General features: G+C 67.8%; 27 protein-coding genes and 2 tRNA genes. 14 read left to right on the plus strand and 15 right to left on the minus strand.

What is annotated here, in order from left to right:
• The first annotated feature begins 72 nt into the window (after nt 1-72).
• The 3 genes from AB0P21_RS32220 (at nt 73) to AB0P21_RS32230 (ending at nt 3,242) form a co-directional block, all read left to right on the plus strand.
• Nucleotides 73-705 (plus strand): helix-turn-helix domain-containing protein, encoded by a 633-nt coding sequence (locus AB0P21_RS32220; protein ID WP_363702319.1) that lies wholly within the window; start codon nt 73-75, stop codon nt 703-705.
• Nucleotides 702-2,231, plus strand: a complete 1,530-nt coding sequence (locus AB0P21_RS32225; protein WP_363701512.1) for a glycerol-3-phosphate dehydrogenase/oxidase — start codon at nt 702-704, stop codon at nt 2,229-2,231. The genes AB0P21_RS32220 and AB0P21_RS32225 overlap by 4 nt, the downstream gene beginning before the upstream one ends.
• Before the next feature lie 93 nt (nt 2,232-2,324).
• The gene (locus tag AB0P21_RS32230; RefSeq protein ID WP_363701514.1) at nt 2,325-3,242 is read left to right on the plus strand and encodes a DUF4328 domain-containing protein; all 918 of its coding nucleotides are present in this window, start codon (nt 2,325-2,327) and stop codon (nt 3,240-3,242) included.
• A 90-nt stretch (nt 3,243-3,332) separates the two neighbouring features.
• Here the strand turns inward: AB0P21_RS32230 and AB0P21_RS32235 are convergent, their stop codons facing one another.
• Together AB0P21_RS32235 and AB0P21_RS32240 are read right to left on the minus strand one after the other, a co-directional pair.
• Nucleotides 3,333-4,064: a protein phosphatase 2C domain-containing protein gene (locus AB0P21_RS32235; protein ID WP_363701516.1), complete on the minus strand. Its 732-nt coding sequence runs from the start codon at nt 4,062-4,064 to the stop codon at nt 3,333-3,335.
• Nucleotides 4,065-4,293: 229 nt separating this feature from the next.
• Nucleotides 4,294-5,205, minus strand: a complete 912-nt coding sequence (locus AB0P21_RS32240) for an NAD-dependent epimerase/dehydratase family protein (RefSeq protein WP_363701518.1) — start codon at nt 5,203-5,205, stop codon at nt 4,294-4,296.
• 63 nt (nt 5,206-5,268) lie between these two features.
• On the opposite strand from AB0P21_RS32240, the gene AB0P21_RS32245 reads away from it, so the two are divergent.
• Nucleotides 5,269-5,880: a pentapeptide repeat-containing protein gene (locus tag AB0P21_RS32245; protein WP_363701520.1), complete on the plus strand. Its 612-nt coding sequence runs from the start codon at nt 5,269-5,271 to the stop codon at nt 5,878-5,880.
• A gap of 98 nt (nt 5,881-5,978) precedes the next feature.
• Here AB0P21_RS32245 and AB0P21_RS32250 read toward each other — a convergent pair whose 3' ends face one another.
• The gene (locus tag AB0P21_RS32250; protein WP_363701522.1) at nt 5,979-6,866 is read right to left on the minus strand and encodes a VanZ family protein; all 888 of its coding nucleotides are present in this window, start codon (nt 6,864-6,866) and stop codon (nt 5,979-5,981) included.
• Nucleotides 6,867-7,258: 392 nt separating this feature from the next.
• Between AB0P21_RS32250 and AB0P21_RS32255 the strand changes: the two genes are divergently transcribed.
• From AB0P21_RS32255 to AB0P21_RS32280, 6 genes are all read left to right on the plus strand, one after another.
• Nucleotides 7,259-8,164 (plus strand): AraC family transcriptional regulator, encoded by a 906-nt coding sequence (locus AB0P21_RS32255; protein WP_363701524.1) that lies wholly within the window; start codon nt 7,259-7,261, stop codon nt 8,162-8,164.
• A 42-nt stretch (nt 8,165-8,206) separates the two neighbouring features.
• Entirely contained in the window at nt 8,207-8,854 is a 648-nt protein-coding gene (locus AB0P21_RS32260; RefSeq protein ID WP_363701526.1) for a helix-turn-helix transcriptional regulator, read from the plus strand.
• Nucleotides 8,851-9,930 (plus strand): alanine racemase, encoded by a 1,080-nt coding sequence (locus AB0P21_RS32265; protein ID WP_363701528.1) that lies wholly within the window; start codon nt 8,851-8,853, stop codon nt 9,928-9,930. The genes AB0P21_RS32260 and AB0P21_RS32265 overlap by 4 nt, the downstream gene beginning before the upstream one ends.
• Before the next feature lie 222 nt (nt 9,931-10,152).
• Nucleotides 10,153-10,446, plus strand: coding sequence for a hypothetical protein (locus AB0P21_RS32270; RefSeq protein WP_363701530.1), 294 nt, complete (start codon nt 10,153-10,155; stop codon nt 10,444-10,446).
• A gap of 158 nt (nt 10,447-10,604) precedes the next feature.
• Nucleotides 10,605-10,964, plus strand: a complete 360-nt coding sequence (locus AB0P21_RS32275) for a YciI family protein (protein ID WP_363701532.1) — start codon at nt 10,605-10,607, stop codon at nt 10,962-10,964.
• Between the two features lie 150 nt (nt 10,965-11,114).
• Nucleotides 11,115-11,459 carry a hypothetical protein gene (locus AB0P21_RS32280; RefSeq protein ID WP_363701534.1) on the plus strand — a complete coding sequence of 115 codons (345 nt, stop codon included), beginning with the start codon at nt 11,115-11,117 and terminating at the stop codon, nt 11,457-11,459.
• On the opposite strand, the gene AB0P21_RS32285 is transcribed toward AB0P21_RS32280, so the two are convergent.
• The 5 genes from AB0P21_RS32285 to AB0P21_RS32305 all read right to left on the minus strand — a co-directional run bounded on the left by AB0P21_RS32285 (nt 11,441) and on the right by AB0P21_RS32305 (nt 13,041).
• Nucleotides 11,441-11,740, minus strand: a complete 300-nt coding sequence (locus AB0P21_RS32285; RefSeq protein ID WP_363701536.1) for a hypothetical protein — start codon at nt 11,738-11,740, stop codon at nt 11,441-11,443. The genes AB0P21_RS32280 and AB0P21_RS32285 overlap by 19 nt on opposite strands.
• 292 nt (nt 11,741-12,032) lie before the next feature.
• A tRNA-Ala gene (locus tag AB0P21_RS32290) sits at nt 12,033-12,105 on the minus strand.
• Nucleotides 12,106-12,115: 10 nt separating this feature from the next.
• Nucleotides 12,116-12,244, minus strand: coding sequence for a DLW-39 family protein (locus AB0P21_RS32295; RefSeq protein WP_363702321.1), 129 nt, complete (start codon nt 12,242-12,244; stop codon nt 12,116-12,118).
• A gap of 37 nt (nt 12,245-12,281) precedes the next feature.
• A tRNA-Ile gene (locus AB0P21_RS32300) sits at nt 12,282-12,355 on the minus strand.
• A 107-nt stretch (nt 12,356-12,462) separates the two neighbouring features.
• Nucleotides 12,463-13,041 (minus strand): DUF3566 domain-containing protein, encoded by a 579-nt coding sequence (locus AB0P21_RS32305; protein ID WP_363701538.1) that lies wholly within the window; start codon nt 13,039-13,041, stop codon nt 12,463-12,465.
• On the opposite strand from AB0P21_RS32305, the gene AB0P21_RS32310 reads away from it, so the two are divergent.
• Nucleotides 13,028-13,480 (plus strand): hypothetical protein, encoded by a 453-nt coding sequence (locus tag AB0P21_RS32310; RefSeq protein WP_363701540.1) that lies wholly within the window; start codon nt 13,028-13,030, stop codon nt 13,478-13,480. The two genes, AB0P21_RS32305 and AB0P21_RS32310, sit on opposite strands and share 14 nt — an antisense overlap.
• Nucleotides 13,481-13,562: 82 nt before the next feature.
• On the opposite strand, the gene gyrA is transcribed toward AB0P21_RS32310, so the two are convergent.
• Nucleotides 13,563-16,214, minus strand: coding sequence for a DNA gyrase subunit A (gyrA, locus tag AB0P21_RS32315; RefSeq protein WP_363701542.1), 2,652 nt, complete (start codon nt 16,212-16,214; stop codon nt 13,563-13,565).
• 81 nt (nt 16,215-16,295) lie between these two features.
• Nucleotides 16,296-18,341 (minus strand): DNA topoisomerase (ATP-hydrolyzing) subunit B, encoded by a 2,046-nt coding sequence (gene gyrB, locus AB0P21_RS32320; protein WP_363701544.1) that lies wholly within the window; start codon nt 18,339-18,341, stop codon nt 16,296-16,298.
• A gap of 320 nt (nt 18,342-18,661) precedes the next feature.
• On the opposite strand from gyrB, the gene AB0P21_RS32325 reads away from it, so the two are divergent.
• The 3 genes from AB0P21_RS32325 to AB0P21_RS32335 are packed head-to-tail and all read left to right on the plus strand — an operon-like array spanning nt 18,662 to nt 20,438.
• Nucleotides 18,662-19,291, plus strand: coding sequence for a hypothetical protein (locus AB0P21_RS32325; protein WP_363701546.1), 630 nt, complete (start codon nt 18,662-18,664; stop codon nt 19,289-19,291).
• On the plus strand, nt 19,288-19,884 hold the full coding sequence (locus AB0P21_RS32330; protein WP_363701548.1) for a hypothetical protein: 597 nt from the start codon (nt 19,288-19,290) through the stop codon (nt 19,882-19,884). Before AB0P21_RS32325 ends, AB0P21_RS32330 begins: the two co-directional genes overlap by 4 nt.
• Nucleotides 19,881-20,438 (plus strand): hypothetical protein, encoded by a 558-nt coding sequence (locus tag AB0P21_RS32335; protein WP_363701550.1) that lies wholly within the window; start codon nt 19,881-19,883, stop codon nt 20,436-20,438. Before AB0P21_RS32330 ends, AB0P21_RS32335 begins: the two co-directional genes overlap by 4 nt.
• Nucleotides 20,439-20,460: 22 nt before the next feature.
• On the opposite strand, the gene AB0P21_RS32340 is transcribed toward AB0P21_RS32335, so the two are convergent.
• The 5 genes from AB0P21_RS32340 to dnaN form a co-directional block, all read right to left on the minus strand.
• Complete coding sequence (locus AB0P21_RS32340; RefSeq protein ID WP_363701552.1) at nt 20,461-21,807, minus strand: hypothetical protein; 1,347 nt, start codon at nt 21,805-21,807, stop codon at nt 20,461-20,463.
• A gap of 56 nt (nt 21,808-21,863) precedes the next feature.
• A complete protein-coding gene (locus tag AB0P21_RS32345) occupies nt 21,864-22,472 on the minus strand; it encodes a DciA family protein (RefSeq protein ID WP_363701554.1) in 609 nt (202 codons plus the stop codon).
• The gene (gene recF, locus AB0P21_RS32350; RefSeq protein ID WP_363701556.1) at nt 22,465-23,598 is read right to left on the minus strand and encodes a DNA replication/repair protein RecF; all 1,134 of its coding nucleotides are present in this window, start codon (nt 23,596-23,598) and stop codon (nt 22,465-22,467) included. The genes AB0P21_RS32345 and recF overlap by 8 nt, the downstream gene beginning before the upstream one ends.
• Nucleotides 23,599-23,674: 76 nt before the next feature.
• The gene (gnd, locus tag AB0P21_RS32355) at nt 23,675-24,595 is read right to left on the minus strand and encodes a phosphogluconate dehydrogenase (NAD(+)-dependent, decarboxylating) (protein ID WP_363701558.1); all 921 of its coding nucleotides are present in this window, start codon (nt 24,593-24,595) and stop codon (nt 23,675-23,677) included.
• Nucleotides 24,596-24,644: 49 nt separating this feature from the next.
• Nucleotides 24,645-25,790, minus strand: coding sequence for a DNA polymerase III subunit beta (gene dnaN, locus AB0P21_RS32360; RefSeq protein ID WP_363701560.1), 1,146 nt, complete (start codon nt 25,788-25,790; stop codon nt 24,645-24,647).
• Nucleotides 25,791-26,114: the final 324 nt, after the last annotated feature.

The following is a 26,114-nucleotide window of genomic DNA, read 5'->3' on the forward strand; positions in this document are numbered from 1 at the left end:
GTTCGGAGGTAGCGTCACGCAAGGGTCACAGCCCTTGTCGTCAGCCAAGTCGCTGATACACTCTGACGTGTGATGTCTCAGCGTAGCAGCGAACCCGATACCTCCTCCAGCTCGACCGGGTCGTCGCGCCCGACCCCGGCCAACGCCATCGGCGAGGAGCGGATCCTGGACGCGGCGTACGAGTTGCTGCTCGCGATCGGCATGCGCCGGATGACGATGGCCGACATCGCCCGGCACGCGGAGGTCTCCCGGGCGACTCTCTACCGGCGCTGGCCGAACGTGCAGGCCGTGGTCGCCGCGCTGATGACGCGCGAGTGGACGACCGCGCTGGTCTCCGCCTTCCAGCCCGATGCCGTCGACGGCCGGGCCCGGCTGGTCGAGGGCGTGGTCGAGGTGGTCGCCAAGACCCGGACCCACCCGCTGATGCGCAAGATCATCGAACTGGACCCCGAGTTCCTCACGCCGTACCTGCTGGAGCGGCGCGGCAGCAGCACGGTCGCGCACCTCGCGCTGGTGAAGGCCGGGATCGAGGCAGGTCAGGCCGACGGTTCGATCCGGGCCGGCGATCCCGACTGGCTGTCACGGCAGATCATCCTGGTCTCGCTCGCCTCGGCGGTGTCCGGGCCGGTGCTGGCCGAGCCGAAGGAGTACGCCGACCTGGACGAGGAGCTGCGGGTCATGCTGGTCAGGTATCTGCGGCCATGATCTCGGTGGGCAACTCCAGCCTGAACGCGGCCCGGCGGACGCGTGAGCTCGACTGGCTCGACACGACCGGCCGGGTCGACGTGCTGGTCATCGGTGGCGGCGTCACCGGCACCGGAGTCGCCCTCGACGCGGCCGCCCGCGGCCTGACCGTCGCACTGGTCGAGAAGCACGACCTGGCCTTCGGGACCAGTCGCTGGAGTTCGAAGCTCGTCCACGGAGGCCTGCGGTACCTCGCCTCCGGGCACGTGGCGATCGCGTACGAGAGCGCAGTCGAGCGCGGCATCCTGATGAAGACCACTGCGTCTCACCTGGTCCACCCGGTGCCGCAGGTCGCGCCTTGGTTTCCACAGGCCAGATATGCCCAGGCCGCCATGCTGCGCGGCGCGTTCCTCGGCGGCGACGTACTGCGCACCTTCGCCCGCACGAGCGACGACTATCTGCCGCACTCCCGCCGGATCAGCTCCGCCGAGGTACTGCGCTACGCGCCGACCGTGCGACCCGACAAGCTGCGAGGCGGCTTCCTCACCTGGGACGGTCAGCTGTACGACGATGCGCGGCTGGTCGTCGCGATCGCGCGGACCGCGGCGTCGTACGGGGCTCGGGTGATCACGCATTGCGCGGCCGAGCAGGTGACCGGGCGTGGGGCGGTGCTGGTCGACCAGTTGTCCGGCCGATCGGTGGAGCTGGACGCCGGCATCGTCATCAACGCGACCGGGATCTGGGCCGATCAAGTTGCCTCTGGCATCAAATTGCGGCCGAGCCGGGGGACGCATCTGGTGCTTCCGCAGGCGGCGTTCGGTGGGCTGTCCGCAGTACTGACCGTGCCGGTGCCGGGGGAGTTGCGGCGGGTGGTGATGGCGATTCCGGCGCCTGATGGGCGGGTTTATGTCGGGTTGACCGATGAGGACGCGCCTGGGCCGGTGAGTGATGTGCCACGGGCTACCGAGGCTGAGATCGACTTCTTGCTGGCGACGATCAGCGCGGCGGTGCGGGTGCCGCTGACTCGGGCCGATCTGCTCGGGACCTATGCGGGGTTGCGGCCGCTGCTCGATACCGGGCATCACAAGACTGCTGATATCTCCCGGCGGCACGCGGTGATCACGAGTCCCGATGGGGTGGTGACGATCGTGGGCGGCAAGCTGACGACGTACCGGCGGATGGCGCAGGACGCGCTTGATGCCGCGCTGGCCCAGTCCTCGGTCGAGGTGCGGCGGCCTTGTCTGACGCATCGGATTCCGTTGGTGGGGGCGGCTGATCGGGTGCAGTTGGCGGCAGTGCGGGCGCCGTCGCGGTTCGTCGATCGGTACGGCGTGGAGGCGACTGACGTGATCGCGGTCGAGCCGGAGTTGCTGGAGCCGGTTGCTCCTGGGTTGCTGACCACGCATGCGGAGCTGCGGTTCGCAGTACGGCATGAGGGGGCGTTGACCGAGGACGATCTGCTGGATCGGCGGACCCGGATCGGGTTGTCGGCGGTGGATCGGGCGTTGGCGCTGCCGGCGGCGCGGGAGGCGTTCGCGGCTGTGTGACGTTTGCTGGGTGAGTTGCAGCTATTGGCCTGTGGACAACTGCGCCGGGCTCCCATCAGCGGGTTAACTTGTTGGTGTGGGGAGGTGAGGCGCATGAGCCAGCAGTACCCGGGACCGCCCGGTTATTTTCCAGCGCCTTATCCGGCCCTGGCACCGAAGGTCTACCAGTCGTTGCGGCGGATCACGGTGGCCTTCGTCGTGCTGATGGTGCTGACCACGATCGTCACCGCTGTGCAGGCGGTGCTGATGTGGCGGTCGTACGACGAGGTCAAGCGGTTCATCTTCGGGTTGCTCTCCGATGACGAGCTCGATCGGGCGGTCGGGTCGGTGGCCGGCGCTGGTCCGCTGCTCAATCTGGTGGGGTTGCTGTTCCTCGGGACCACGGTGGTTTTTCTGGTCTGGCTGTGGCGGGCTCGGGAGAACAGTGAGATTTTGACGCCTGGTCCGCCTGGTCCGCCTGGTGCTCAGCGGCTGGGTGGGCATCGGCATGAGCACGGGTGGGTGATCGGTGGCTGGATCTGCCCGATCGTCCAGTTCTGGTATCCGCTGCAGGTGGTCGAGGACGTCGTGCGGGCCAGCCAACCGGCCGACGAGCCACCGCAGAGCCGGGGGCAGGTCAAGACGCTGCTCTACGGCTGGTGGACCGCCTGGTCGACGTTCTGGGTGATCATCGTCGGCGGTGGCAGCTTTGCGATGCTCAGTGTGCTGGTCTGGATCGTGCGGGTGGTCGACCGCGCGGAGGCCGCCGAGGACAGCGGTGATTACCTGGACCTCTACGACCTGCAGAGCTTCATGGTCCGGCTGGCGCTCGTGGTGAACATCGGCTTCACCATCGCCGCGGTGCTGCTGGCCGTCGCCGGAGCGGCGATCGTGCTGCTGATGATCCGCACCAACTCGTGGCAGGACGGGCGGATGGCGGCGCGGTTCTCCCAACCTCCGGCTGGGCCGCCGCAGTACGTGCCACGGCCGGAGTTTCCGTCGTACACGCAGCGATCACCGTGGCAGCGGTAGGCCTGGCAGCGGTAGGTCTGGCAGCGAGGTAGGCCTGGCAGCGAGGCTATGCCTGCGGTAGGCATGGCAGCGGTAGGTCTGGCAGCCAGGCTATGGCTGCGGTTGGCCCGCCTGCGGCGGCTCTGTCTGCCGTAAGCGGCAGAGGACGGCGGTCGCGTCGTCGTGCCGCTTGCCCCGGAACGCCGTCGGATCCGCCGCCGCGTCGTACTGCCTGACCTGGTCGATGAGGGTTTTCGGACCAGCTGTATCGATGAGGTCGACCAAGTCCTCCCAGGAGTGGCCGTAGCGCTCGGAGTAGCGGGAGGCGCCGTCGGTCAGCAGCGCGACCAGCTCGACCGCCGCGCGGTTCGTCGTACCGGTGACTGCTTCGTAGGCCGCTTTGGGTTCGGTGCTGGCGACCCAGAAGCCACCCGGCTGGTTACGCAACCGGCGTACGGCCTCGAAGGTGTACTCCGGCAGCAGGTCGACCCGGTTGTCGGCCAGCACGGTGACGCTGCGGTCGGGAGCGCGCAGCACAACCGGCGAATCGGCCAGCACCAGATGCTCGACCTGCTCGTCACCAACTCGCACCATCGCGACTGTGGACGACGGACTGTCGGGGTTGGCCAGGTCGCAGGTGTCAGCGTGCGCACGCCGTACTGCGGTGATCGCGTCGGCCAGCAGATCCGCCAACGGCGCCTCCGATCGCGCGAGGAGCGGGAGCGCCAACTGGGTCCCCAACCGCGCCACCAACCAGGCCACCGAGTGCACGCACCCCGAGTCGAGCTGAGCCGGCGCGGTCGCCCCGTCGAGCACGACCACAAAGTCCGGCCCGCTGATCACCAGGTCTTCGTTGGGCCCTGACCGATCAGGTGCTGGCTCACAGACTGACCAGATATCCACAGGGCGTGTCTCCTTGTCTCGTGCAGTCGCGAGCAGGTGCTCGGTGCGGTAGCTCGGCGTGCTGGAGCGAAGGCCTCGATGTTTTTCCATCGTGGTCTTTGCTCCAGTGCGTCGAGGTGCCGTGCCGAGTGCCGCGCAGCACGCACGAGGCAAGGAGACACGCCCTGGCTCATTCTGTGGGGCGGGCGGTCCAGGTGTCGGCGAGGGATTGGTCGAGGGGGATCTTGCTGGACCAGCCGAGGTGCTTGCTGATCAGCGTGGTGTCGGCCTGCTGCCAGGCGACCGCATCGGCGGGGGAGCCCGCGTGGCCGGCGTGGACCTGGCCTTCGATGACCTTCGTGGTCGTCCCGCTGCGCTCGATCAGCCTGTGGACAGCGTCGCGGGCGAGCGTCGCTTGACCCGATCCCACGTTGAGCACCGCCGGTAGCTTGCCCTCCGCTGATGCGACGGCGACCACCGCCTCCGCGACATCCCGAACGTCCACATAGTCGCGCCACGCCTCCAGCGAGCCGAGCTCGATCGTGTCGGTGGTGCCGAGCTGACGCAGTACTCGGCCGAACAAAGTGCTCGGCGGCGAACCGGGTCCGGTGATGTTGAAGGAGCGGAGCACGATCGCGTCGGCGCCGTTGCGCTGCGCACGCAGTACGAGCTCGGAGCCGGCCAGCTTGGTGTACCCGTAGGCACCGCCCGGCTTGAGCTCAGCCTGCTCGTCCTGACTGCTGCCGCGCGGCGCTCCGCCGTACTCCGCGGCCGAGCCGATCTGGATGAATCGCGCGTTGCCGGCATGACTGTTCATCGCGGACAGCAGCGACTGGACGGCGACCACATTGCCCCGGGTCAGCTCGAGAACATCACCATGGGTAGCGGCCGCGGCATTGATGATCACCGTCGGTTTGTAGAGGCCGAGCTGAGCGTCCAGCGCATAGCAGTGCCCGGTGGCCAGGTCGAAGCGCCGATGCGGATCACCGGTACTCCGGGTGAAGCCGCGGTGCTCGATCCCGCGCTCCTTGAGCAGCCTGCAGATCGCGCCGCCCAAGAATCCACCGGCGCCGAACACCATCACTCTCTCTGAAGCGGTCACACCACTCATCCTCCACTTTGTCGGTGGGTCAGGGCAGACTTCGGCGCAACCTCAAGGAGACGCATGGCAGACCGCAGCGGTGGCAGGACCGCGCCGAAGACCGAATCGACGATCCGGGACTGGGACGACGCCGACCCGTCCGGGCAGACGTACACCCGGGTGCTGTTCATCGACTCGGACCTGACCGAGGTGGACAACCAGCGCGGGGTGTTCGAGGAGTGCGTCTTCCGCGGCGTCCGGTTCAACGCGTCGACGCACACCGACGCCGCGTTCGTGAACTGCACCTTCGTCCGGTGCTCGTTCTTCGACAGCACCTTCACCCGGTGCAAGCTGATGGGCAGCATGTTCGACGACTGCACCTACAACCTGATGAAGGTCGAGGGCGGCGACTGGTCGTTCGTCGGCCTGCCCGGCGCGGACCTGCGCGGCGTCGAGCTGACCGGCACCAAACTGCGGGAGGCCGATCTCACCGGCCTGCGCGCGAGCAAGTCCGTACTGCGCAACGTCGACCTGTCCGGCGCATCGCTGCAGCGAGCCGACTTCACCGGCGCCGACCTGCGCGGCTCCGACCTGTCGACCGTCGATCCACTCACGGTCGGTCTCAAGGACGTCATTGTCGACCTGCCCCAGGCCATCGTGATCGCCACCTCGCTCGGGTTGGAAGTACGCCCCTGAACTGCCCCCGGACGAGGGCGTGCCTGTGGATATCTTCAGGGTTATGACCGTTCATCCCCCGGTTCATCCACAACCTGTGGAAAACCATCCAGGCATCCTCACCGGGCCCGGGCAACAGGTCGGGCCGGGGGCCGGGCGGGAGTCTGGGCCGGGACTCGCACCGAGGCCAGAGCCGAAGCCCGGGCTGGAGTCTGGGCCGAGGCCGGAGTCTGAGCCGGGGTTAGGGCCGGGGCCGGGGGCGCGCCGGTGGACGGGGCTTGCACCGGGGCCGGGCCCCGCGCTGGGGTCAAGGCCCGGCCTGGAGTCAGAGCCGAAGCTCGGGCCGGAGCCCCGGCCGGAGTCTGAGCGGGAGCTCGAGCCGGAGCCCGGGCCGAGGTCAGGGCCCAGGGCAGGGCGGGTGCCAGCTCGCCGCGGCGGTGCCTCGCCGCGGGGCGCCGTACCAGGATCGCGCCGTGCTCCACGACATACACGGGACTCACCAGCGGGACCGGCCGGATCGCAGCTCGCAGGGCAACCTGCACTCCCGCCGCCAGGCCGACACCGACGAAGGCACCGAGCGTGTTCGTGATCAGGTCATGTAGCTGGCACGAGCGACCAAGCGTCGGAATCAACGCCTGAATCGCCTCGACCGCCGCCGACATCCCGATCCCGGCGGCGATCCCGTCAGCCGGCCGCCCGCTCGCCAGCGTGATCAGCGCAGCAGCAGGAATGAACAACAGCACGTTGAGCAACCCCTGCATCGAGGTGAGCCCGCCAGTAGTGGTCAGGTGAGTGCCACAGGTGCCGATCCCCGGCACCCGATGCGCGGTCGGGCTGAGCGTGGCCGCGAAGATCAGCGCGAAAGCGGCAGGCATCAGCAGCGACGCGATCCGGGGCACCGCGGCACCGGACCGGCGCATCGACGAGATGGCGATCGGAGCCGCCATCCCGGTCAGCACGATCCAGGTGTCCAGCAGATGCGGAATGCCGCGATAGGTCTCGAGCACGCGTCCGGAACCTCCGTAGTCGCCGGCCCGCGCAGTCCCGGTAGGTGTCCACGCGAATCACGTCGTCAGTGGTTGAGCCCGCTGTTCCTTCCTCAACAGACACTCCGGGGTGCGCACACACGACCGCTAGGCCACCCAGGACATCTGCACGCACCCGCAAACAAACAGTGAGCACGCCGTGACAATCCGTACACGAACTGTCACGGCGGCATTGTTTAGATCGATGCGCAAGGCAATCAACTAGGAGCCTGAGGCAACTTCCACCCCCGCCCGGGCTCACCTGCCCGCAGGTCGACGACCAGGAGCTGGGAGAGGTTGATCTTTCCTCGCTGGTTCTTGCCTGTTCCGATCACTCCGGCCCGGATCAGGCCGCTCTGTGCTCTGATGTGAAGATGCCCGACAGCGCAGCCCTGCTCACCGAGATCCGCGACCTGATCGCGACCCACGCGCGCCCCGACCTGCGGACGCCGGTCGACGGCCTGTTCGTCTCACGGGTGGAGACTTCGGCGCAGGAGCACTCGCTGACCGAGCCGCTGCTGGTGGTGATGGCCCAGGGCGGCAAGCAACTGCTGCTCGGCGACCAGATCTTCGAGTACCGCGCCGGCCAGGTCCTGGTGGTCACCGCCGACCTCCCCATCACCGGCCACTTCATCGAAGCCACCCCACAGACGCCGGCATTAGGCCTAGGTCTCGTACTACGCCCCGCCACCATCGCCCCGCTCCTCCTGGAGTCCGCCGCCGGCCAGCGAGCTCGGGCGACGCCCACCGGCCCAGCGATGGCGACAGGCCCCGCCAGCCCCGAGCTACTCGACGCGGCGGCTCGCATGCTCCGCCTGCTCGATTCACCCGACGACGCCCCCGTGCTCGCCCCGATGATCGAGCGAGAGATCCTCTGGCGCCTGCTCACTGGCCAGTACGCCGACGTGATCCGCCAGATCGGCCTGGCCGACAGCAGCCTGACCCACATCAGTCGCGCGATTCGCTGGATCCGCGACAACTACGCCGAGCCGATGCGCATCGCCGACCTCGCCAGCCTGGCCGGCATGAGCCCTGCCGCCTTCCACCGGCACTTCCGCGCCATCACTGCGCTCAGCCCGCTGCAGTTCCAGAAGCGGATCCGACTGCAGGAAGCCCGCTCGCTGCTGACCGCTCAGCCCGGTGATGTCGCGGGAGTCGGCCACCTGGTCGGCTACGACAGCCCTTCGCAGTTCAACCGCGAGTACCGCCGGCTGTTCGGCGTACCGCCTGGTGCCGACGCCACCCGACTCCGGCAGAGCTCTCAACCACACCTCCCTTGACGATTTGTCTTGAATCTGGACTAATCGTCTAGACTCGTCCGCATGGAGATCTCGGCGGACGATGAGCCCGACGCAGTACTCGCAGCGCTCACCCAGGTGGTCGACGGGATCGCCGCGACCTTCGGCCGGTCCTGCGAGGTCGTGCTGCACGACTACCGCCGCGCAGACGCCTCGGTCGTCGCCGTGGCCGGCCGGCTGACCGCGCGCGAGGTCGGCAGCCCGATGAGCGAGATCGGCCTGTCGGTGCTCGCCAAGGGCGACGGCGCCACAGCCGAGCTCAACTACCTCACCCGCACCTCCGATGGTCAGGTCCTCAAGTCCTCGACCCTGCCGCTCAAGGACCGCAGCGGTCACCTCTTCGGCGCCTTGTGCCTCAACGTCGACGTCACCCCGCTCTGGCAGGCCCGCGATCTCCTCGGCGACCTGGCCGGCGACGAACCGGCCGAGTTGCCCACCACCACCTTCAGCTCCGACTTCGACGACGTCGTCGACGCAGTACTGCGCAAGCAGGCCCACGAGCTCGGCAAGCCGGTCACCGCGCTGACCCGCCCCGAGCGGATGACCGTACTGCGTGCGCTCGACCAGCGCGGCGCGTTCGCAGTACGACGTGCGGCTCCGCGGATCGCCGAAGCCCTGGGGATCTCCCGCGCCTCCCTGTACGCCGACCTCGCAGAATGCCGCCGCCCATGACCAACCCGCCCACGCCGTACCTGAGTCTCGACCGCTCCCGAGTCGAGGCCAACATCGCCCGGCTCTCGACCCACCTGCGCTCGCTCGGCGTCCCGCTCCGCCCGCACGTAAAGACCGCGAAGTCGATCGATGTCGCCCGCCTGCTCTTCAACGGCGGCACCGGCCCGCTGACCGTCTCGACCCTGCGCGAGGCCGAAGTCTTCGGCGACGCCGGCTTCACCGACATCCTGTACGCCGTTGGCATCGCGCCGGACAAACTCGATCGCGTACGCACCCTGCGGGACCGCGGCATCCACGTGACGGTCCTGCTGGACAGCGTCGCCCAAGCCTCAGCGGTCGCTGCCCAGGGCATCCCGGCTCTCCTGGAGATCGACTGCGACGGCCACCGAGGCGGCCTCCGTCGCGGCGACCCCACCATCGCCCGGATCGCCGACATCCTCGGCGACCACCTCACCGGCGTACTGACCCATGCCGGCGAGTCCTACTTCGCCCCCTCGACAGCCGACCTCACCGCAGCCGCCGAACACGAACGAGCCACTGCAGTCTCGGTAGCCGAAGACCTCCGCGCCGCCGGCCACCCCTGCCCAGTAGTCAGCGTCGGTGCCACCCCCACCGCCCACTTCGCGGCTGACCTCACCGGCGTCACCGAAGTCCGCGCCGGCAACTTCGTCTTCTTCGACCTCTTCATGACCGGCCTAGGCGTCTGCACCCAGGCCGACCTCGCCCTCTCCGTCGTCACCACCGTCATCGGCCACCGCCCCGACAAAGGCTGGATCCTTACCGACGCCGGCTGGATGGCAACCTCCCGAGACCGCTCCACCGCCAGACAACCTGTCGACCAGTACTACGGCGTAGTCACCAGCCTCGACGGCACAGTCCTCCCCGACCTACTCATGACAGACGCCAGCCAGGAACACGGCATCCTCTCCATCCGCCCCGGCAGCACAAGCGTTCTCCCCGACCTCCCGATCGGCACCCGCCTGCGAATCCTCCCCAACCACGCCTGCGCCACCGCAGCCCAACACGACGGCTACCACCTCGGCGACACCTACTGGCCCCGGATCCACGGCTGGTAAGGAGTTCCCCCACGCTTATCAGCAAACCCCTCCGCTGACGGAGATACTGCTGCCATGCGCATTCGCTGCTGTCTAACGGCTCTCGGATCGACTGCAGCCCTGGTGGCTGCCTTCAGCGGCTGCTCATCCTCCACACCGCCTACCCCACCAACACCCCCACGCGCCTCCGTCGAGTTGGCGCCCCTCCGGATCATCGAGTCCGACACCTCGAGCCGGAGTGGCATGGAAGCAGCCCTGACCGGCACCCTGACCGCCGACGAGAACAACTGCGTCCGCCTGACCTCAGGCACGTCGGGACAGTACGAAACGACCCCCGTCTGGCCGCAGGGCTACACCGTGCAAGGCGATCCGAAGTCCTTCGAGATCCTCGACGCCGACAACAAGGTGGTCGCCCAGTCCGGAGCAACCTTCACCTTCGGCGGAGGCGGCGGCGACAAGTACCAGGACACCTGGACAGAACCAGGCTGCCTCAACGGCACCCACCTGTGGATAGTCGGCAACATCTCCAAGAACTAGACCTACCTGAGCACCGGCCTGCCACCCGGTTGAGGCGATCTCTCGCGCCCAGCCGAGCATCTGTGAAACTTCTGCTGACGCCCTGTCGTATCCGCCGGGCGCCGTTCGTTGCGTAGGTGGAGGCGGACAGCGGGTCCGCGCTAGCTGAAGGAGCAGACATGCCCGAATACCTTCTCTACTTCAACCAGCAGTGGGTTGGTGACCACACCGAGGAATGGTTCCGCGGCCGCGGACCGCTCGCGATGGCGGTCGTGAACGAGATGAAGGATGCCGGCGTCTACGTCTTCGCCGGCGGCCTGGAGGAAGAGGACGGCCCCGTCTACCACGCCGACCCCACCAGCGGCGACGTCGTGCTCACCGACGGCCCGTACGTCGAGTCCAAGGAGTTCCTGGGCGGCTTCGCCATCGTGAACGTGCCCGACGACGAAACCGCCAAGCACTGGGCCGGCAAGATCTCCGAAGGCTGCGGCTGGCCCCACGAGGTCCGCCGCTTCAAGCCCCGCCCAGATTCCAAGTAGCCATCCGTGGGCTCGCCGGCCGCACTCACCGGCGACCGGCCGAGCCCACCGACACCAGCATTTACAGGCGATCTGCGCCCCTTAATAGATCGCTGCAGGTCCATGCAATCGCGGTGCGCACCCCTGGTCGCATGTGCCAGGCTTCCCACCATGACCACCGTCCGACGAGTGCTTGCGGTGCTGGCAATCGCCCTAGCCCTCGCGGGCATCTGGTTGGTATTCGACAACCCCGACATCCACGGCACCAGCCGAGCCGACGACTACACCTGCCTCGCGCCCTACGACACAGTGCTGAACAAAGCCAACAACTTCCCCGGCGGCGAACCCCCACCAGACGGCGAAGACATCGCACACCGCTGCCGCCAAGCGGGCAAAGACCGCTTCGCCCTAGCCGTAGGCAGCGCCTCCGCGGCCGCAGTCGCCGGCGTCGCCCTGCTGACCCTCCGCCGCCGACAGCACAGCCTGACAGCCGACCGTCAGTCGTCCGGCGGATAGAAGTCCAACCAGACAAATCCATCCACGCTGGCCAAAGCCTTGACGAGCGTCTCCGGAAGAGTCATCGCGCGCTGCCCCACCGCAGGACTCCAACTGCAGAACAAGCGGACAGTAGATCCGTCACCGCTGACGACTCGCGGGAGGTGGGTCTCGCGTAACCAAACCTCCGCGGCATCCAACTGCTGCTCCAGCCCAGCACCCGGCATGTCAGCGCTCTCCACAATCCCGCCCGCAGAGTTAAACACCGAGATCGACGTCTGCGCCCACTCCTCACTTGTCACCAAGGCATGCTGCCAGAGCCAACATCCGGCCGCTGACCCCACGGCAGAAGACAACCCGCACCCAGGCACCCACCGCGACGAAGGAGCGGCACTCGCGCGACGCAGGAGCGGCACTCGCGCGACGCAGGAGCGGCACTCGCGCGACGCAGGAGCGGTCCTCGCAAAGGGTGGGTGGGAGCGCCCAGAGCGGGGAGCGACGAAGGAGCGAGCGGGCGCCGGGCGCGCGGGGCACTTCCGGAGTACAAAGCAAAAAGCCGGCCCCAGAAAGGAACCGGCTCTCGACTCAAGGTTGTGGAGACGAGGGGACTCGAACCCCTAACCCCTGCCTTGCAAAGGCAGTGCTCTGCCAGTTGAGCTACGCCCCCGCGGGGTGATTCAGCGACCTGGGGTGACCGGGTCGACGGCCTCGGCCCACAGGTCCTGCTCGGCGCGGGACTGCTGGGACTTCTTGTAGACGAAGTATCCACCGATGCTCGCCACCAGGACCAGCGTGATCTTCTTCAGCATCGGGGATCTCCCTTGGATCTTTGACGAACAGGGGTGGGCCTAACAGGATTTGAACCTGTGACCTCTGCCTTATCAGGGCAGCGCTCTAACCAACTGAGCTATAGGCCCGCAACTGCGGGGACGAACCTCGGAGAGATTACCGCACCCGGTGCCTGGCTCCCAAATTGGATTCGATCGGGCCGCTGGACGGCCCGATCGAAGCCGGGTCCGGAGGCTCAGTCTTCCGAGGCGAGCGTGACTTCGAGGCCGCCCAGCAGGGTGGCCGCGATGTTGTAGAGGAACGATCCGAGCGTCGCCAGGGCCGTGATGATCAGCACATCGGCACAGGCCAGCAGGGTGGTGAAACCCATCACCTTGCCGGTGTTGATGTACGTCTCGATCTGGAACGGGTCGGTGCCTTCCTGGTTGCCCAGGACCTCGCGCACGGTGTTGTTGATGTTGTCGAAGACGCCGGCCGCGCCGATCGCCGACCAGACGATGAAGACGGCCACCCAGGTGACGATGCCGAACGCGATCGACAGCAGGAACGCGGTCTTCATCACCGACCAGGGGTCGATCCGCGACAACCGCAGCCGCGCCTTCCGGGTCTGCGGCCGCGACGAGGTCTTCGGCTCGGCCGCGGGCTTGAAGTCGTCCCGCTTCTCGACCTTGGCCTTCGGCTCCGCGGTCTGCGTCCCGGAGGTCGCCGACACCGCGGAGTCCTTCAGCGCGGAGGCCCGGCCGAGGACGGCCTGCTTGGCCGCGTTCAGCTTGTCGCTGAACGACTCCGCCGGAGTGTGCGTGGGCGTCGCCAACTTCCCGACCTGCCCGTACGACGAAGTGCCGGGCTGCCCGCCGCTCGAAGGCACCCGCTGCTCCGGGCGACCCGGAGTACTCGGGTTGCCCGTGGGAGTCGGGTTGCTCGGCCGCAAGGTGGCCGGCGCCGGAGCACCAGCCGACGAAGCGCCGGAGCCGGCGAACGGGCTCGACGAGACCGGCGGCTTGCCCGACAGCGGCCGGACAGGCGGCTGCTGCGGCGGCCGTGAGGACTGCGACGACTGGGACGGCTTCCCCGCGTTACCGGCAGGCGACGACGTCGGAGCCGGCATGGACGGGGTTGCGGACGGCCCACCCGGGCGCGGCTGCTGCCGCGCGTCGGGTCGCTGGCCGTTCGCAGTACCGGGTCTGGGCTGGCCGTTGCCGGTCGGAGTGTTACGACCGTTGGAGGCCGGGGTGGCAGTTGGGGTGGACTGACCCTTGCCCGAGCCGCTTTGCGGCCGCTGGGACTTGGGGCTGTCCGCTCCATCAGGCCATGTCGGCCTCGCGCGGTTGGTCATCAGGTGCCCTCCTGGCCGGCTTCGTCGTCTTCGACGGTAGCCGCGCCGTCGACGTCCGTCGAATGCTGGTCATCTGAACTGACGCTCGTGGGGGCCTGTTCGGTTGTCGAAGCGTCCACATCCTGGGCAACTTCTTCCGTGCCCTCGACCGCTTCGGCCTCGTCGTCACCGACCGTGAGGTCGGTGTTACGCGCGATCGCGACGACGGCGTCCGACTCGCCGACACCGGCGAACTTCACGCCCATCGTGTCGCGGCCCTTCACCGGCACGCTGTCCACCCGGCTGCGAACGACCTGGCCGCTGTTCTTGATCGCCAGCACCTGGTCGGAGTCGACGACGATCAGCGCGCCGACCAGCGACCCGCGCTCGTCGTTCAGCTTGACCGCCTTGATACCGAGACCGCCACGACCCTGCTGCCGGTACTCCGAGACCCGGCTGCGCTTGGCGTAGCCGGCGTTGGTGACGGTGAAGACGAACTGCGCGTCCTCCTCCGAACCGGCCCGGATGACCGCCATCGACAGCAGCTCGTCGCCGTTGCGGAACTTCATCCCGGTCACACCCGAGGTGGCCCGGCCCATCGGCCGAAGCTGCTCGTCGTTGGCGGTGAAGCGGATCGACTGACCCTTCTTGGAGACCAGCATCAGGTCGTCCTCGGCCGATGCCAGCTCGGCGCCGATCAGCTCGTCGTCCTCGTCGCGGAAGTTGACCGCGATGATGCCGCTCTGCCGGGCCGAGTCGTAGTCGGTCAGTGCCGTCTTCTTCACCAGACCACGCTTGGTGGCGAGCAGCAGGTACGGCTCCTGCTGGTAGTCGCGCAGCGTCAGGACCTGGGCGATCTCCTCGTCCGGCTGGAACGACAGCAGGCCGGCCACGTGCGAGCCCTTGGCGTCGCGCGCGGACTCCGGCAGCTGCCACACCTTGGCCCGGTAGACCCGGCCCTTGGTGGTGAAGAACAGCATCCAGTGGTGGTTCGTGGTGGCGAAGAAGTGGCCGATCTCGTCCTCGGCCCGCATCGTCGCGCCGCGAACACCCTTGCCGCCGCGGTTCTGGGTCCGGTACAGGTCGGTCTTGGTGCGCTTGGCGTAGCCGCCCCGGGTGATCGTGACGACGACCTCCTCGTCCGGCACCAGGTCCTGCACGGACAGGTCGCCGTCGGCGGCGATGATCTCGGTCCGCCGCTCGTCGCCGAACTTCTCGACGATCTCGGCCAGCTCGTCGCGGATGATGGTCCGCTGCCGGACCGGGTCGGCCAGGATGTCCTCGAGGTCGGCGATCACGATCTCGAGCTCGTTCAACCGGTCCATGATCTTCTGCCGCTCGAGAGCGGCCAGCCGGCGCAGCTGCATGTCCAGGATCGCCTGAGCCTGGATCTCGTCGATCTCCAGCAGCGAGATCAGCCCGCTGCGGGCCTCTTCGACGTCCGGGCTGCGGCGGATCAGCGCGATCACCTCGTCCAGCGCGTCCAGCGCCTTCACCAGACCGCGGTAGATGTGCGCCTGCTTCTCGGCCTCACGGAGGCGGTAGCGGGTCCGGCGCTGGATGACCTCGATCTGGTGGTCGATCCAGTGCGTGATGAACAGGTCCACGCTGAGCGTGCGCGGCACACCGTCCACCAGGGCCAGCATGTTGCAGCCGAAGGTGTCCTGCAGCTGGGTGTGCTTGTAGAGGTTGTTCAGTACGACGCGCGGCTGGGCGTCGCGCTTCAGCACGATCACCAGGCGCTGGCCGGTCCGGGACGAGGTGTCGTCGCGGATGTCGGCGATCCCGGTCATCTTGCCGGTGTTCACCAGCTCGGCGATCTTCTGCGCCAGGTTGTCCGGGTTGACCATGTAGGGCAGCTGACTGACGACCAGGCTGGTCCGGCCCTTGGCGTCCTCCTCGATGTCGACCACCGCGCGCATCGTGACCGAGCCACGACCGGTGCGGTAGGCGTCGTCGATGCCCTTGTAGCCGACGATCAGGGCGCCGTTCGGGAAGTCCGGGCCCTTGATGTTCTCCATGCAGGCGGCCAGGACTTCTTCCTGGGTGGCCTCCGGGTGCTCGAGGCACCACTGGGCCGCGGCGGCGACCTCGCGCAGGTTGTGCGGCGGGATCATCGTCGCCATCCCGACCGCGATACCGGCCGAGCCGTTCACCAGCAGGTTCGGGAAGCGGCTGGGCAGGATGACGGGCTCTTGCGAGCGACCGTCGTAGTTGGGGCGGAAGTCGACCGTCTCCTGGTCGATGTCGCGCACCATCTCCATCGCCAGCGGCGCCAGCCGGCACTCCGTGTACCGCATCGCGGCGGCCGGGTCGTTACCCGGTGAGCCGAAGTTTCCCTGGCCCTGGATCATCGGCGCGCGCATCACCCACGGCTGGGCGAGCCGGACCAGGGTGTCGTAGATCGCCGAGTCGCCGTGCGGGTGGTACTGACCCATCACGTCACCGACGATGCGCGAACACTTGGAGAAACCACGGTCGGGGCGGTAGCCACCGTCGTACATCGCGTAGAGGATGCGGCGGTGCACCGGCTTGAGGCCGTCACGGACCTCGGGCAGCGCGCGGCCGACGATGACGGCCATCGCGTAGTCGAGGTACGACTGCTGCATCTCCGTCTGCAGATCGAGGGGCTCGATCCGGTCGTGTCCCGGAGAAATGGGGGTCTCGGTCATCTGGTGCTCGTCCCGTTCGTGTCAGTACGTCGGTGAGGTCGGCGCTGCGCGAGGGTGGCCCGGGTCGCGCCCGGGCACCACTCAGATGTCAAGGAACCGAACGTCCTTGGCGTTGCGCTGGATGAAGTTGCGACGGGCCTCGATGTCGTCGCCCATCAACGTCGCGAAGGTCTCGTCGGCGCGGGCGGCGTCGTCCAAGGTGATCTGCAGCAGCACCCGGTTGGCCGGGTCCATCGTGGTCTCCCACAGCTCCTGCGCGTTCATCTCACCCAGACCCTTGTAGCGCTGGATCGCGTTGTCCTTCGGCAGTTTCTTGCCTGCCTCGAAGCCGGCCTCGAGCAGACCGTCCTTCTCCCGCTCGGTGTAGGCGAGCTCGGGGGTCTGGTTGCTCCAGCGGATCTTGTACAGCGGCGGCTGCGCGGCGTACACGTGACCGCGCTCGATCAGCGGCCGCATGAAGCGGAACAGCAGGGTCAGCAGCAGCGTCCGGATGTGCTGTCCGTCGACGTCAGCGTCGGCCATCAGCACGATCTTGTGGTACCGCAGCTTCTCCTCGTCGAAGTCCTCGTGGATCCCGGTGCCGAGGGCGGAGATGATCGCCAGTACTTCGTTGTTCTGCAGGACCCGGTCGATCCGCGCCTTCTCGACGTTCAGGATCTTGCCCCGGATCGGCAGGATCGCCTGGTACTTCGGATCGCGGCCGCCCTTGGCGGAGCCACCGGCCGAGTCACCCTCGACGATGTAGACCTCGCACTCCTCCGGGTTGGTCGACTGGCAGTCGGACAGCTTGCCCGGCAGCCCGCCGCCACCCAGCAGACCCTTGCGGTTGCGGGCCAGTTCGCGCGCCTTGCGGGCGGCGATCCGGGCACTCGCGGCCGCGGTGGCCTTGCGGATGATGTCGCGGCCCTCGGCCGGGTTCTGCTCGAACCAGGCGCCGAGCCGGTCGTTGACGACCCGCTGGACGAAGCCCTTGACCTCGGTGTTGCCGAGCTTGGTCTTGGTCTGGCCCTCGAACTGCGGGTTGCCCAGCTTGACCGAGATGATCGCGGTCAGGCCCTCCCGGATGTCGTCACCGGTGAGCCTGTCCTCCTTCTTCTTGATCATGCCCTGGTCCTCGGCGAACGAGTTGACCAGCGAGGTGAGCGCGGCCCGGAAGCCCTCTTCGTGGGTACCGCCCTCGTGCGTGTTGATCGTGTTCGCGAAGGTGTGCACGGACTCCTGGTACGAGCCGCTCCACTGCATCGCCACCTCGAGGCTCAGGCTGTCGTCGCCCTGGGCCGCCTCGAAGGCGATCACGTCGCGGTGCACGGTCTCGCGGATGCCGGTCAGGTACTTCACGTAGTCGACCAGGCCGTCGTCGTACTTGAACGACTGCTCGACCGGAATGCCCTCGGCGGTGTGGTCCGGGCGCTCGTCGCGAATGACGAGCTCGAGGCCCTTGTTCAGGAAGGCGTACTCGCGGAAGCGGGTGGACAGCGTCTCGTAGGAGTACACCGTCGTCTCGAACACGTCGGCACTCGGCCAGAAGGTGATCGTGGTGCCGTTGCTGTCCGACGTGCCGATCTCGGCCAGGTCGGCGTCCGGGACGCCGATCGTGAAGGACTGCATGTAGGCCAGGTCGTTCTTCCGGACGTCCACCCGGAGCCGGCTGGACAGCGCGTTCACGACGGAGACACCGACACCGTGCAGACCACCGGAGACCTTGTAGCCACCGCCGCCGAACTTGCCGCCGGCGTGCAGCACGGTCAGTACGACGGTGACGGCCGGCTTGCCCTCGGACTCGACGATGTCGACCGGGATGCCACGGCCGTTGTCGACCACCTGGACGCCGCCGTCGGGCAGCAGGGTGACGACGATCTTGTCGCAGAACCCGGCCAGCGCCTCGTCCACCGCGTTGTCGACCACCTCGTAGACCAGGTGGTGCAGACCGCGCTCACCGGTGGACCCGATGTACATCCCGGGACGCTTGCGCACGGCGTCGAGGCCCTCGAGGACCTGGATCGCACTTGCGTCGTACGTCCGTTCGACCACACTTGAGGTGATCTCGGTCAGCGGTGCTTCTTCTTCTGCGATACCGGTGCTGTCGGCGGACAGTGTTTCGTCGATCTCGGTCGGCTCGTCGGTCACCGGCTGTTGTCCTCCTCGGACCCCGCGTGCGCGGGGCATCGATGCACAGTAGAAGCCGCCCCTACTGTGTTCATCAGTGGTGCGGCTTTCTCAACAGCTCCATCTTACCCGTCGACCGAAGCAGAACCGGCCACCAGCCGCCCCTAGTCGCGGACAGAACGTCTTTTCGGACTCCTCGCCATGTCCCCCCACGCGGGGAGGGGGCTCCGAAAGCGCTCACGCCGCTCAGTGGCTTCTGACCGGATCGCCCCTGACCGTCTGAGAACCGAGACTGCGCCGCCGCGGGGACACCGCCCCCGCCGCCCTCTAGGATCGCTGACGTGGAAAGTCTCGACGACGTCATCGACGCCATGATCGCCGATCGGGTGATCCATCGGCACCGCCGGAAATGGCTGATCGCCCTCGGCGTCGTCCTCGTCCTCGCGCTCGTCATCCTGCTCACCGGCGGCTGGAAGGAACACAAGGGCCGCACCGTGGACACCCTGGACGCGCCGACCACGCTGAAGGCCGGCCGGTTCGAGGTCGGGGTCAGCGCCGCCAAGATCATCCGGACGCCGAAGACCGACTACAGCCCGGCGAAGGCCCGGCTCGCGGTCGAGCTGCAGCTGAAGAACATCGACGAGGAAGAGAAGAAGAGCACCTCCTTCGACGGCAGCGAGCTGCTGCGCTGGGTGATCCCCGGCAAGGACCCGGTCAAGCCGGCGAACGTGAGCTGCAAGGACCGCAACATCGGCTACGTGCTGGTCTACGGACTGCCGGCCGAGAACTGCGTCGCGGAGTTCGAGGTGTCGCCCAACTTCAGCACCGACAAGACCGAGATCGGCGTCCTGGCCGAGCGCTACGTGGCCGACAGCGGCCTGCTCGGCGCATCGGAGAACGCCTATTGGCACCAGGAGACCGCGGTCGCCGTGGTCCGGGTGCCGACGACGATCGAGACGGAGACCGAGTGAAGCTCTACCGGCCCGCCACGGTGGTGATCGGCATCATGTTCGTCCTGATCGGCGGCCTGAGCCGGCTGGCCGCACCCGATCAGGTGTACGACGACGAGACGAACCGGGTGGTCGTCAGCGGCACGATCGGCGAGACGCTCGACTACAACGGCTCGACCGTGACCGTGCAGCGGGTGAAGTTCGCCCGGGCCTACCTGACCGGCGGCAGCGACGACAAGCCGGTGCAGTCCAACGGGATCTTCGTCGCGGTCGAGTACGACACGGTCCGCGGTACGCCGGAAGTCCCGTACCCGTCGACCCAGCTGGTCACCGACGACGGCACCGTCTACGCCCCGATCTCCGAGACCTGGGGCAGCCGGATCGACTTCGCCGAGCCGGGCTTCGGCGTGACCAGCGCGATCGTCTTCGAGGTGAATCCCACGAACGTCAACGGACTCACCTTCCAGGTCCGCACCGGTCCGCTGTTCACCGTGCTGACCCAGGACGTGGCCGTCGACCTCGGCGTACCGGACGAGAAGGTCGCCAAGCAGCTGATCGACGCGGCCGCGCCCGAGTACCTCATTCCGCACGGCGTCCAGCGGGTGGCCTCATGATGAAGTCACAGCGCGCGGCCCGGCTGACCGCCCAGATCTCGTTGCTGGTCGCGCTGATGGCGACCAGCGCCTTCCTGCTGCTCCGCACCTACCTGGCCGACGACGACAAGCTCTTCCGGCAGGGCGAGATCACCGAAGTGGTCCAGCAGGGGCCGGTGACCGTCGGCAAGGTCGAGTGGAAGCTGGAGTCGCTCGAGGTCTACTCCCAGCTGGTGAACGCCGAGAAGAAGAAGGTCGCGCTGGAGCAGCCGGCCGGCTCGGTGGTGATCGTCGCCAAGGCCTCGGTCACCGCGCTGGACGGAGTACGGATGACCGAGAACGGCTTCACCTGCTCGGCCAAGCTCCGCGACGATCGCGGCAACGTGTGGAAGACCCAGTCGCCGTTCGGGCTGACGATGCCGACGAACTGCAACGACTCGGACTTCCCGTTCACCCGGAACAAGGCGGGTGAGGTCGCGCAGATCTTCGTCGTGCCCGAGTCGGCGGTGCCGCACCTGAGTGGGATCCAGGTCGAGGATCTGAGTGAGTTCCGCCGGGTCCTGATGACGCGCTGAGCCGACCTCGCAGTACCGGCGGTCAGGCCTGGACGGACTCCGCCTCCGCCTGCTTCTGTACGGCGGCGGCTTCGGCGGCCTCGGCACGACGCTCGGCGCCGACCGAGATGCAGAGGTCGAAAGCCGCCGCCAGCAAGGCGATTCGGAGCGTCTCGAAGAGCGCGTCGCGGATCAGGCTCGCGATCTCGTGGTTCATCAGGTTCCAGTCGGAGCCGGTGCCGTGCACGCCGATCAGCCGGACCAGGCCGACGTTGGCCCACTGCTCGCCCAGGATCCAGAACGTGTAGACCATGCAGACCACACCGAGGAAGACCGGGCCGACTCGGACCAGCAGCCGGAACGCGGTCAGGGTCGGATAGAACTTCTCCCGCAGACCGCCGAGCAGCAGGTTCGGGGCCTGATTCGTCAACGCCACCAGGCGACTGGGCTTCGCCGCGTCGGCGTCGGGGACCGCCCGGTTGCCGAGGCGCCGCTCGATCCGGGTGCCCTTGAAGACGCCGCTGCTGGTCATCACCCGGTGCCCGAAGACGACCGTCGTGATCGCGAGCCAGGTCAGCGGCTCGGCCACGCCGGACCTGAACAACGGCCAGAGGCTCTCCCAGAAGAAGCCCCAGAGGAACTCGATCCCGGCCGGGATCGGGATGTGGATCCCGGCGAAGAAGTCCTTCAGCCCGTCCCACCAGTTGACCGAGATGTACCAGAAGTCGCGGCCCTCGATCCAGCCCTTCAGGTCGCTGACGGCGTACGGCGTGACCACCACGGTGATCAGCAGGAAGAACGCCTCGGCCCAGACCTGGGCGAACCTGACCGGCCGGCTCGGCCAGCGGTCGTCGATCGCCTCCAGCACCCGGCGGAGTACCAGCAGGATCACGATCGCCGGGATGTAGGCGTGCCAGGCGCCGTTGTTCACCTCGAGGAACGCGGCGCCGGGCCCGAGACCCCGCTGGACGATGTTGCTGATCGAGAGTTCCGAGATCCGTTCGTCCAGGAATCCCCAGGCCGACCAGACCGCGATCATCGGCAGCAGCGTGACGGCCAGCAACTCCATCAGGCCTTGCTGGGTCGGGTCGGAGGTCTCCTCGGCCTGGTCGCCGGCCGCGTCGCGCCAGCGGTACAGCGAGGTGGCACAGGTCCGGATCATCCCGATGGTGGCCGCGATCTGAATCAGTACGCCGGTCGAGAACACCCCGACACCCAGGCTCGAGTGCTGGTGCTCGTCCAGCCAGATCGCGCCCTGGATGGAGGCCCGGAATCCGACGTACCCCGCGAGGAACCAGGTCACCAACGGCAGCAGGTTGCGCCACCACAGCCGGAAGGTGTCTCCGAGCAGGTGGACCATCTCGCGAAATCCATCAACGATCGTGCGCATCGGGCCCGATCCTAGGCGACCGCCGGGGTCCTCTGGTACGCCGTCACCGGATGCGGTCAGCCGTAGGTGTCGCGGGGGCCTCGGCCGCCGCGGACCGTGCGCTGGCCCTTGCGCCAGCTGGGGGCGTTGGGGCCTTCGACCTTGACTCGGGTGACCGTGCCGTCGCCGAGTTCGTCGTTCAGCCGGCGGACCAGGTCAGCGGCCAGCAGGCGGACCTGGATCGCCCAGGCGGTGGAGTCGGTGCGGACGGTGAGCTCGGTGTCCTTGTACGTCTCCGGCTGGCAGTGCGAGGCCATCTCCGGGCCCACGATCGAGGCCCAGCGGGCCATCACGCCGTGGACGGCGACGTCGACCTCCCAGCCCTGTTCGCGCATCAGCCGGCCGAGGGTGTTGGTGAGCAGCTGGGGATCGCGGTCGTCGGCGCGGGCGCTGCTGACCTGGTTGCCGGTCGGGTGGCGTCGGCGCGTCTTCTTGACAGGCTGGATCGGACCCGCGCCCTTGAGCCTGCTGGCCAGCGTCTTGGCCAGCTCGAGGCCGCGTTTGTCGTGCTCGGGCTCTTCGACGGACTCGCTCTCGACGCCGCTCTCAGAGGAATTCTGGCCTTCTGAGGCACTCTGAGCAGGTTGCCCGGCAGGGTCCGTCTCGGGCAGCAGCTCGTCAGGCACGCTGTACCGAGCCATTGCCGACGTCGAACCGGGCGCCACTCAGCTCCGCCGGCACGTCGGCGCCGACCGCGGCGGTGACCAGCACCTGCTCGGCGGGTGCGACCAGTTCGGCCAGCCGGTCGCGGCGACTCGTGTCGAGCTCGGCGAACACGTCGTCCAGAATCAGCACCGGCTCACCCCCGTCCGTCCTGAGCAACTCGTACGACGCCAGCCGCAGCGCGAGCGCGTACGACCAGGACTCACCGTGACTCGCATACCCCTTCGCCGGCAAGTCCCCGAGCCCGAGAACCACGTCGTCGCGATGCGGCCCGACCAGCGAGACGCCGCGGTCGAGCTCGTCGCCCCGGCGCGCGAGCACCGTCGCCTTGATGATCTCGCCGAGCTGCTCGCGGCTCGACACCCCGGGCTCCAGCGGCACCGACGACTTGTACTCCAGCCGCGCATCGCCTTTGCCTCTGGCAACGGCATCGTAAGAGCCGGAGACCAACGGGCGCAGGGATTCCAGCAGGTCGAGTCGCGCAGCGAGCAGCTCAGAGCCGGTTTTGACGAGGTTGTCGTCCCACACCTCGAGGGTGCGCAACTGGGCATCGGCCGACCGGCCCTGCCGACGCGCGATCGAGGCGCTCTTGAGCAACGAGTTGCGCTGTTTCAGCACCCGCTCGTAGTCCGACCGGACGCCGGCGAAGCGGGGACTGCGCAGGGTGAGCAGCTCATCGAGGAAGCGCCGCCGTTCGGACGGATCGCCCTTCACCAGCGCCAGGTCCTCGGGCGCAAAAAGCACCGTACGGAGGAATCCGAGCACTTCGCGCGGCCTGGGCACCGGCGAACGGTTCAGCCGGGCCCGATTTGCCCTCCCAGGATTGATTTCCAGCTCGACCACCAGGTCGCGTTCCTGGTCGGAGCGGATCTCGGTCCGCACGATCGCGCGCGGAGCGCCGGCCCGGACCAGTGGCGCGTCGTTGGCCACCCGGTGCGAACCGAGGGTCGCGGTGTAGTGGATCGCCTCGACCAGATTGGTCTTGCCCTGGCCGTTCGGGCCGACGAAAGCGGTCACGCCCGGCTCGAGCTGGACCTCCGCCTGGTGGTACGACCGGAAGTCGATCAGGCCGAGAGCGGTGACAAACACCTGATATTCCTCTGCTGGGCGAATTCTGAGGCAGGTCGCCGGGTCGCCGATCGAGCGGCGACCCGGGACTATGCGCTCAGTGCTTGACCGGGGGAGTCGCGTACGACGGGTCCGCGGCCGCACCCTTGACGGCGTGGCCGCCGAACTGGTTGCGCATGGCGGCGATCGCCTTCATCGCGGGGGAGTCGTCCTGCCGGGAGGCGAACCGGGCGAACAGCGAAGCGGCGATGGCCGGCACCGGTACGGCGTGGTCGATCGCGGCCTCGACGGTCCAGCGGCCCTCGCCCGAGTCGTCGGCGTACCCGCGGATCTTGTCCAGGTGGGTGTCTTCCTTGAGCGCGTTGACCATCAGGTCGAGCAGCCAGGACCGGATCACCGTGCCCTCGCGCCAGGAGTCGAACGCCTCCGGCACGTTCTCGACGATGTCCGCGGCCTCGAGCAGCTCGAATCCCTCGGCGTACGCCTGCATGATCGCGTACTCGATGCCGTTGTGGACCATCTTGGCGAAGTGGCCGGCGCCGACCTTGCCGGCGTGCACGAACCCGAACTCACCTTCAGGCTTGAGCGCCGTGAAGATGGGCATCACCGTCTCGACTGTCTCAGCGTCTCCGCCGCACATCAGCGCGTAGCCGTTCTCGAGACCCCAGACGCCGCCGGAGACACCGCAGTCGACGAACTTGATGCCCTTGTGGGACAGCAGCTCGGCCCTGCGGATGTCGTCGGTCCAGCGGCTGTTGCCGCCGTCGATCACGATGTCGCCCTCGGACAGCAACTCGGCCAGCTCGGTGAGCACCGGGTCGATGGCCTGGACCGGCACCATCACCCAGACCACCTTCGGCTGGTCCGTCGCCGTCAGCTTGCCGACCATGTCGGCCAGGTCCGTCGCATCGGAGATGGCTTGGTTGTGGTCGAAACCGACGACGGTCAGGCCGGCCGCGCGAATTCGCTCGCGCATGTTGCCGCCCATCTTGCCGAGACCGACAAGGCCGAGCTCCATCGTGAATCCCCTTGTTCTGTTGGCGTTTCGCGGGTCAGCGGGACTGGCGTCAGCTGTTCAGGCGAACCGGCATCAGCACGTACCGGAACTCGCTGATCGGGTCACCGTCGAAATCCTTCACACCGGTCAGTTCGGCCGGCTTCGTCGCCTGCGTGAAGGCCAGGTGCGCGACCGAGGTGCCGATCGCGTTCAGGCCGTCCAGCAGGTACGTCGGGTTGAATCCCACCGTAACCGGCTCGCCAACCACGCGAGCCTCGATCGACTCCGACGCCTGCGCCTCGTCGCCGCTGCCGGCGTCGAGCGTCACGGTGTCGTCGGCGAAGGTCAGCCGGACCGGAGCGTTCCGCTCCGCGACCAGGGCGACCCGCTTGACCGCCTCGACCAGGGTCGCGGTCTCGATCCGGACCCGGGTCGCGATCGCCGCGTCGGTCGGGATGATGCCGCGGACCTTCGGGAACTCGCCGTCGAGCAACCGGGTGGTGGCGCGCCGGTTGCCACCGGACACCTCGCCCTCGAAGCCGACGATGCCTTCGCCGCTGCCAGGGGAGGCCAGCGAGACGGTGATGGTGGTTCCGGTCATCGCTTTCGCGGTTTCGGAGAGCACTCTGGCTGGGATAAGGGCTGCAGCAGAGGCATCTGGGCTTTCCGGGCTCCATTCGAGCTCGCGGATCGCCAAGCGGTACCGGTCGGTGGCCAGCAGCGAGATCGTGGAGCCCTCGATCTCGACCCGAACGCCGGTCAACACCGGAAGTGTGTCCTCACGGCCGGCAGCAGTGACGACCTGGGCGACCGCCTGGGCGAAAACGTCGCTTCGGACCGTGCCGCTGGCCGCCGGGAGATCCGGCAGAGCCGGATATTCCTCTGTGGGAAGCGTCTGGAGCGTGAAGCGCGAGGTGCCGCAGGTGACTTGCGCCTTGGCGCCGTCCACCGCGAAGTCCACGGGCTGATTCGGGAGACTCTTCGAGATGTCGGCGACCAGCCGGCCGGAGATCAGGCACTTTCCGGCGTCCGCCACCTGGGCGGGAACGGTCACTCGGACGGAGGTCTCGTAGTCGAAGCCGGACAGAGTGATCTGGCCTTCTTCGGCTTCGACCAAAAGGCCGGCAAGGATCGGAACGCTGGGACGACTGGGCAAGCTGCGCGCGGCCCAGGCCACCGACTCGGCCAGTACGTCGCGCTCGACGCGAAACTTCACCGCTGGGTGCCTCCTGTATCGGCTGTGTGCCAGGCGAATCCTGCCACGGACAGATGTGATGTGCGCCAACCGGGCTTGACGTGGCGGTTCGGGCGGGTCGCGTCCCCGTCGCGGTGGTGCTGGTCGTGGGACTCGCTGTGATGCGCCCTGAGGTGCTCACAGCGGTGCCCGCTGAGGTGCTCGGGGGGACAGCCTGACAGGTCGTCCTCGGAGGCCGTTGGCCAGGCCCGAAATCCGAGTTTTCCCCAGGTTTGGCCGCCAGAAACTTTTCTTGACTTGGAACCTCTTAGGGATTCCATAGGGTTCTTAGCACTTGTGGATTGT

This window comes from Kribbella sp. NPDC056861 (assembly GCF_040687575.1).
Taxonomy (GTDB): domain Bacteria; phylum Actinomycetota; class Actinomycetes; order Propionibacteriales; family Kribbellaceae; genus Kribbella.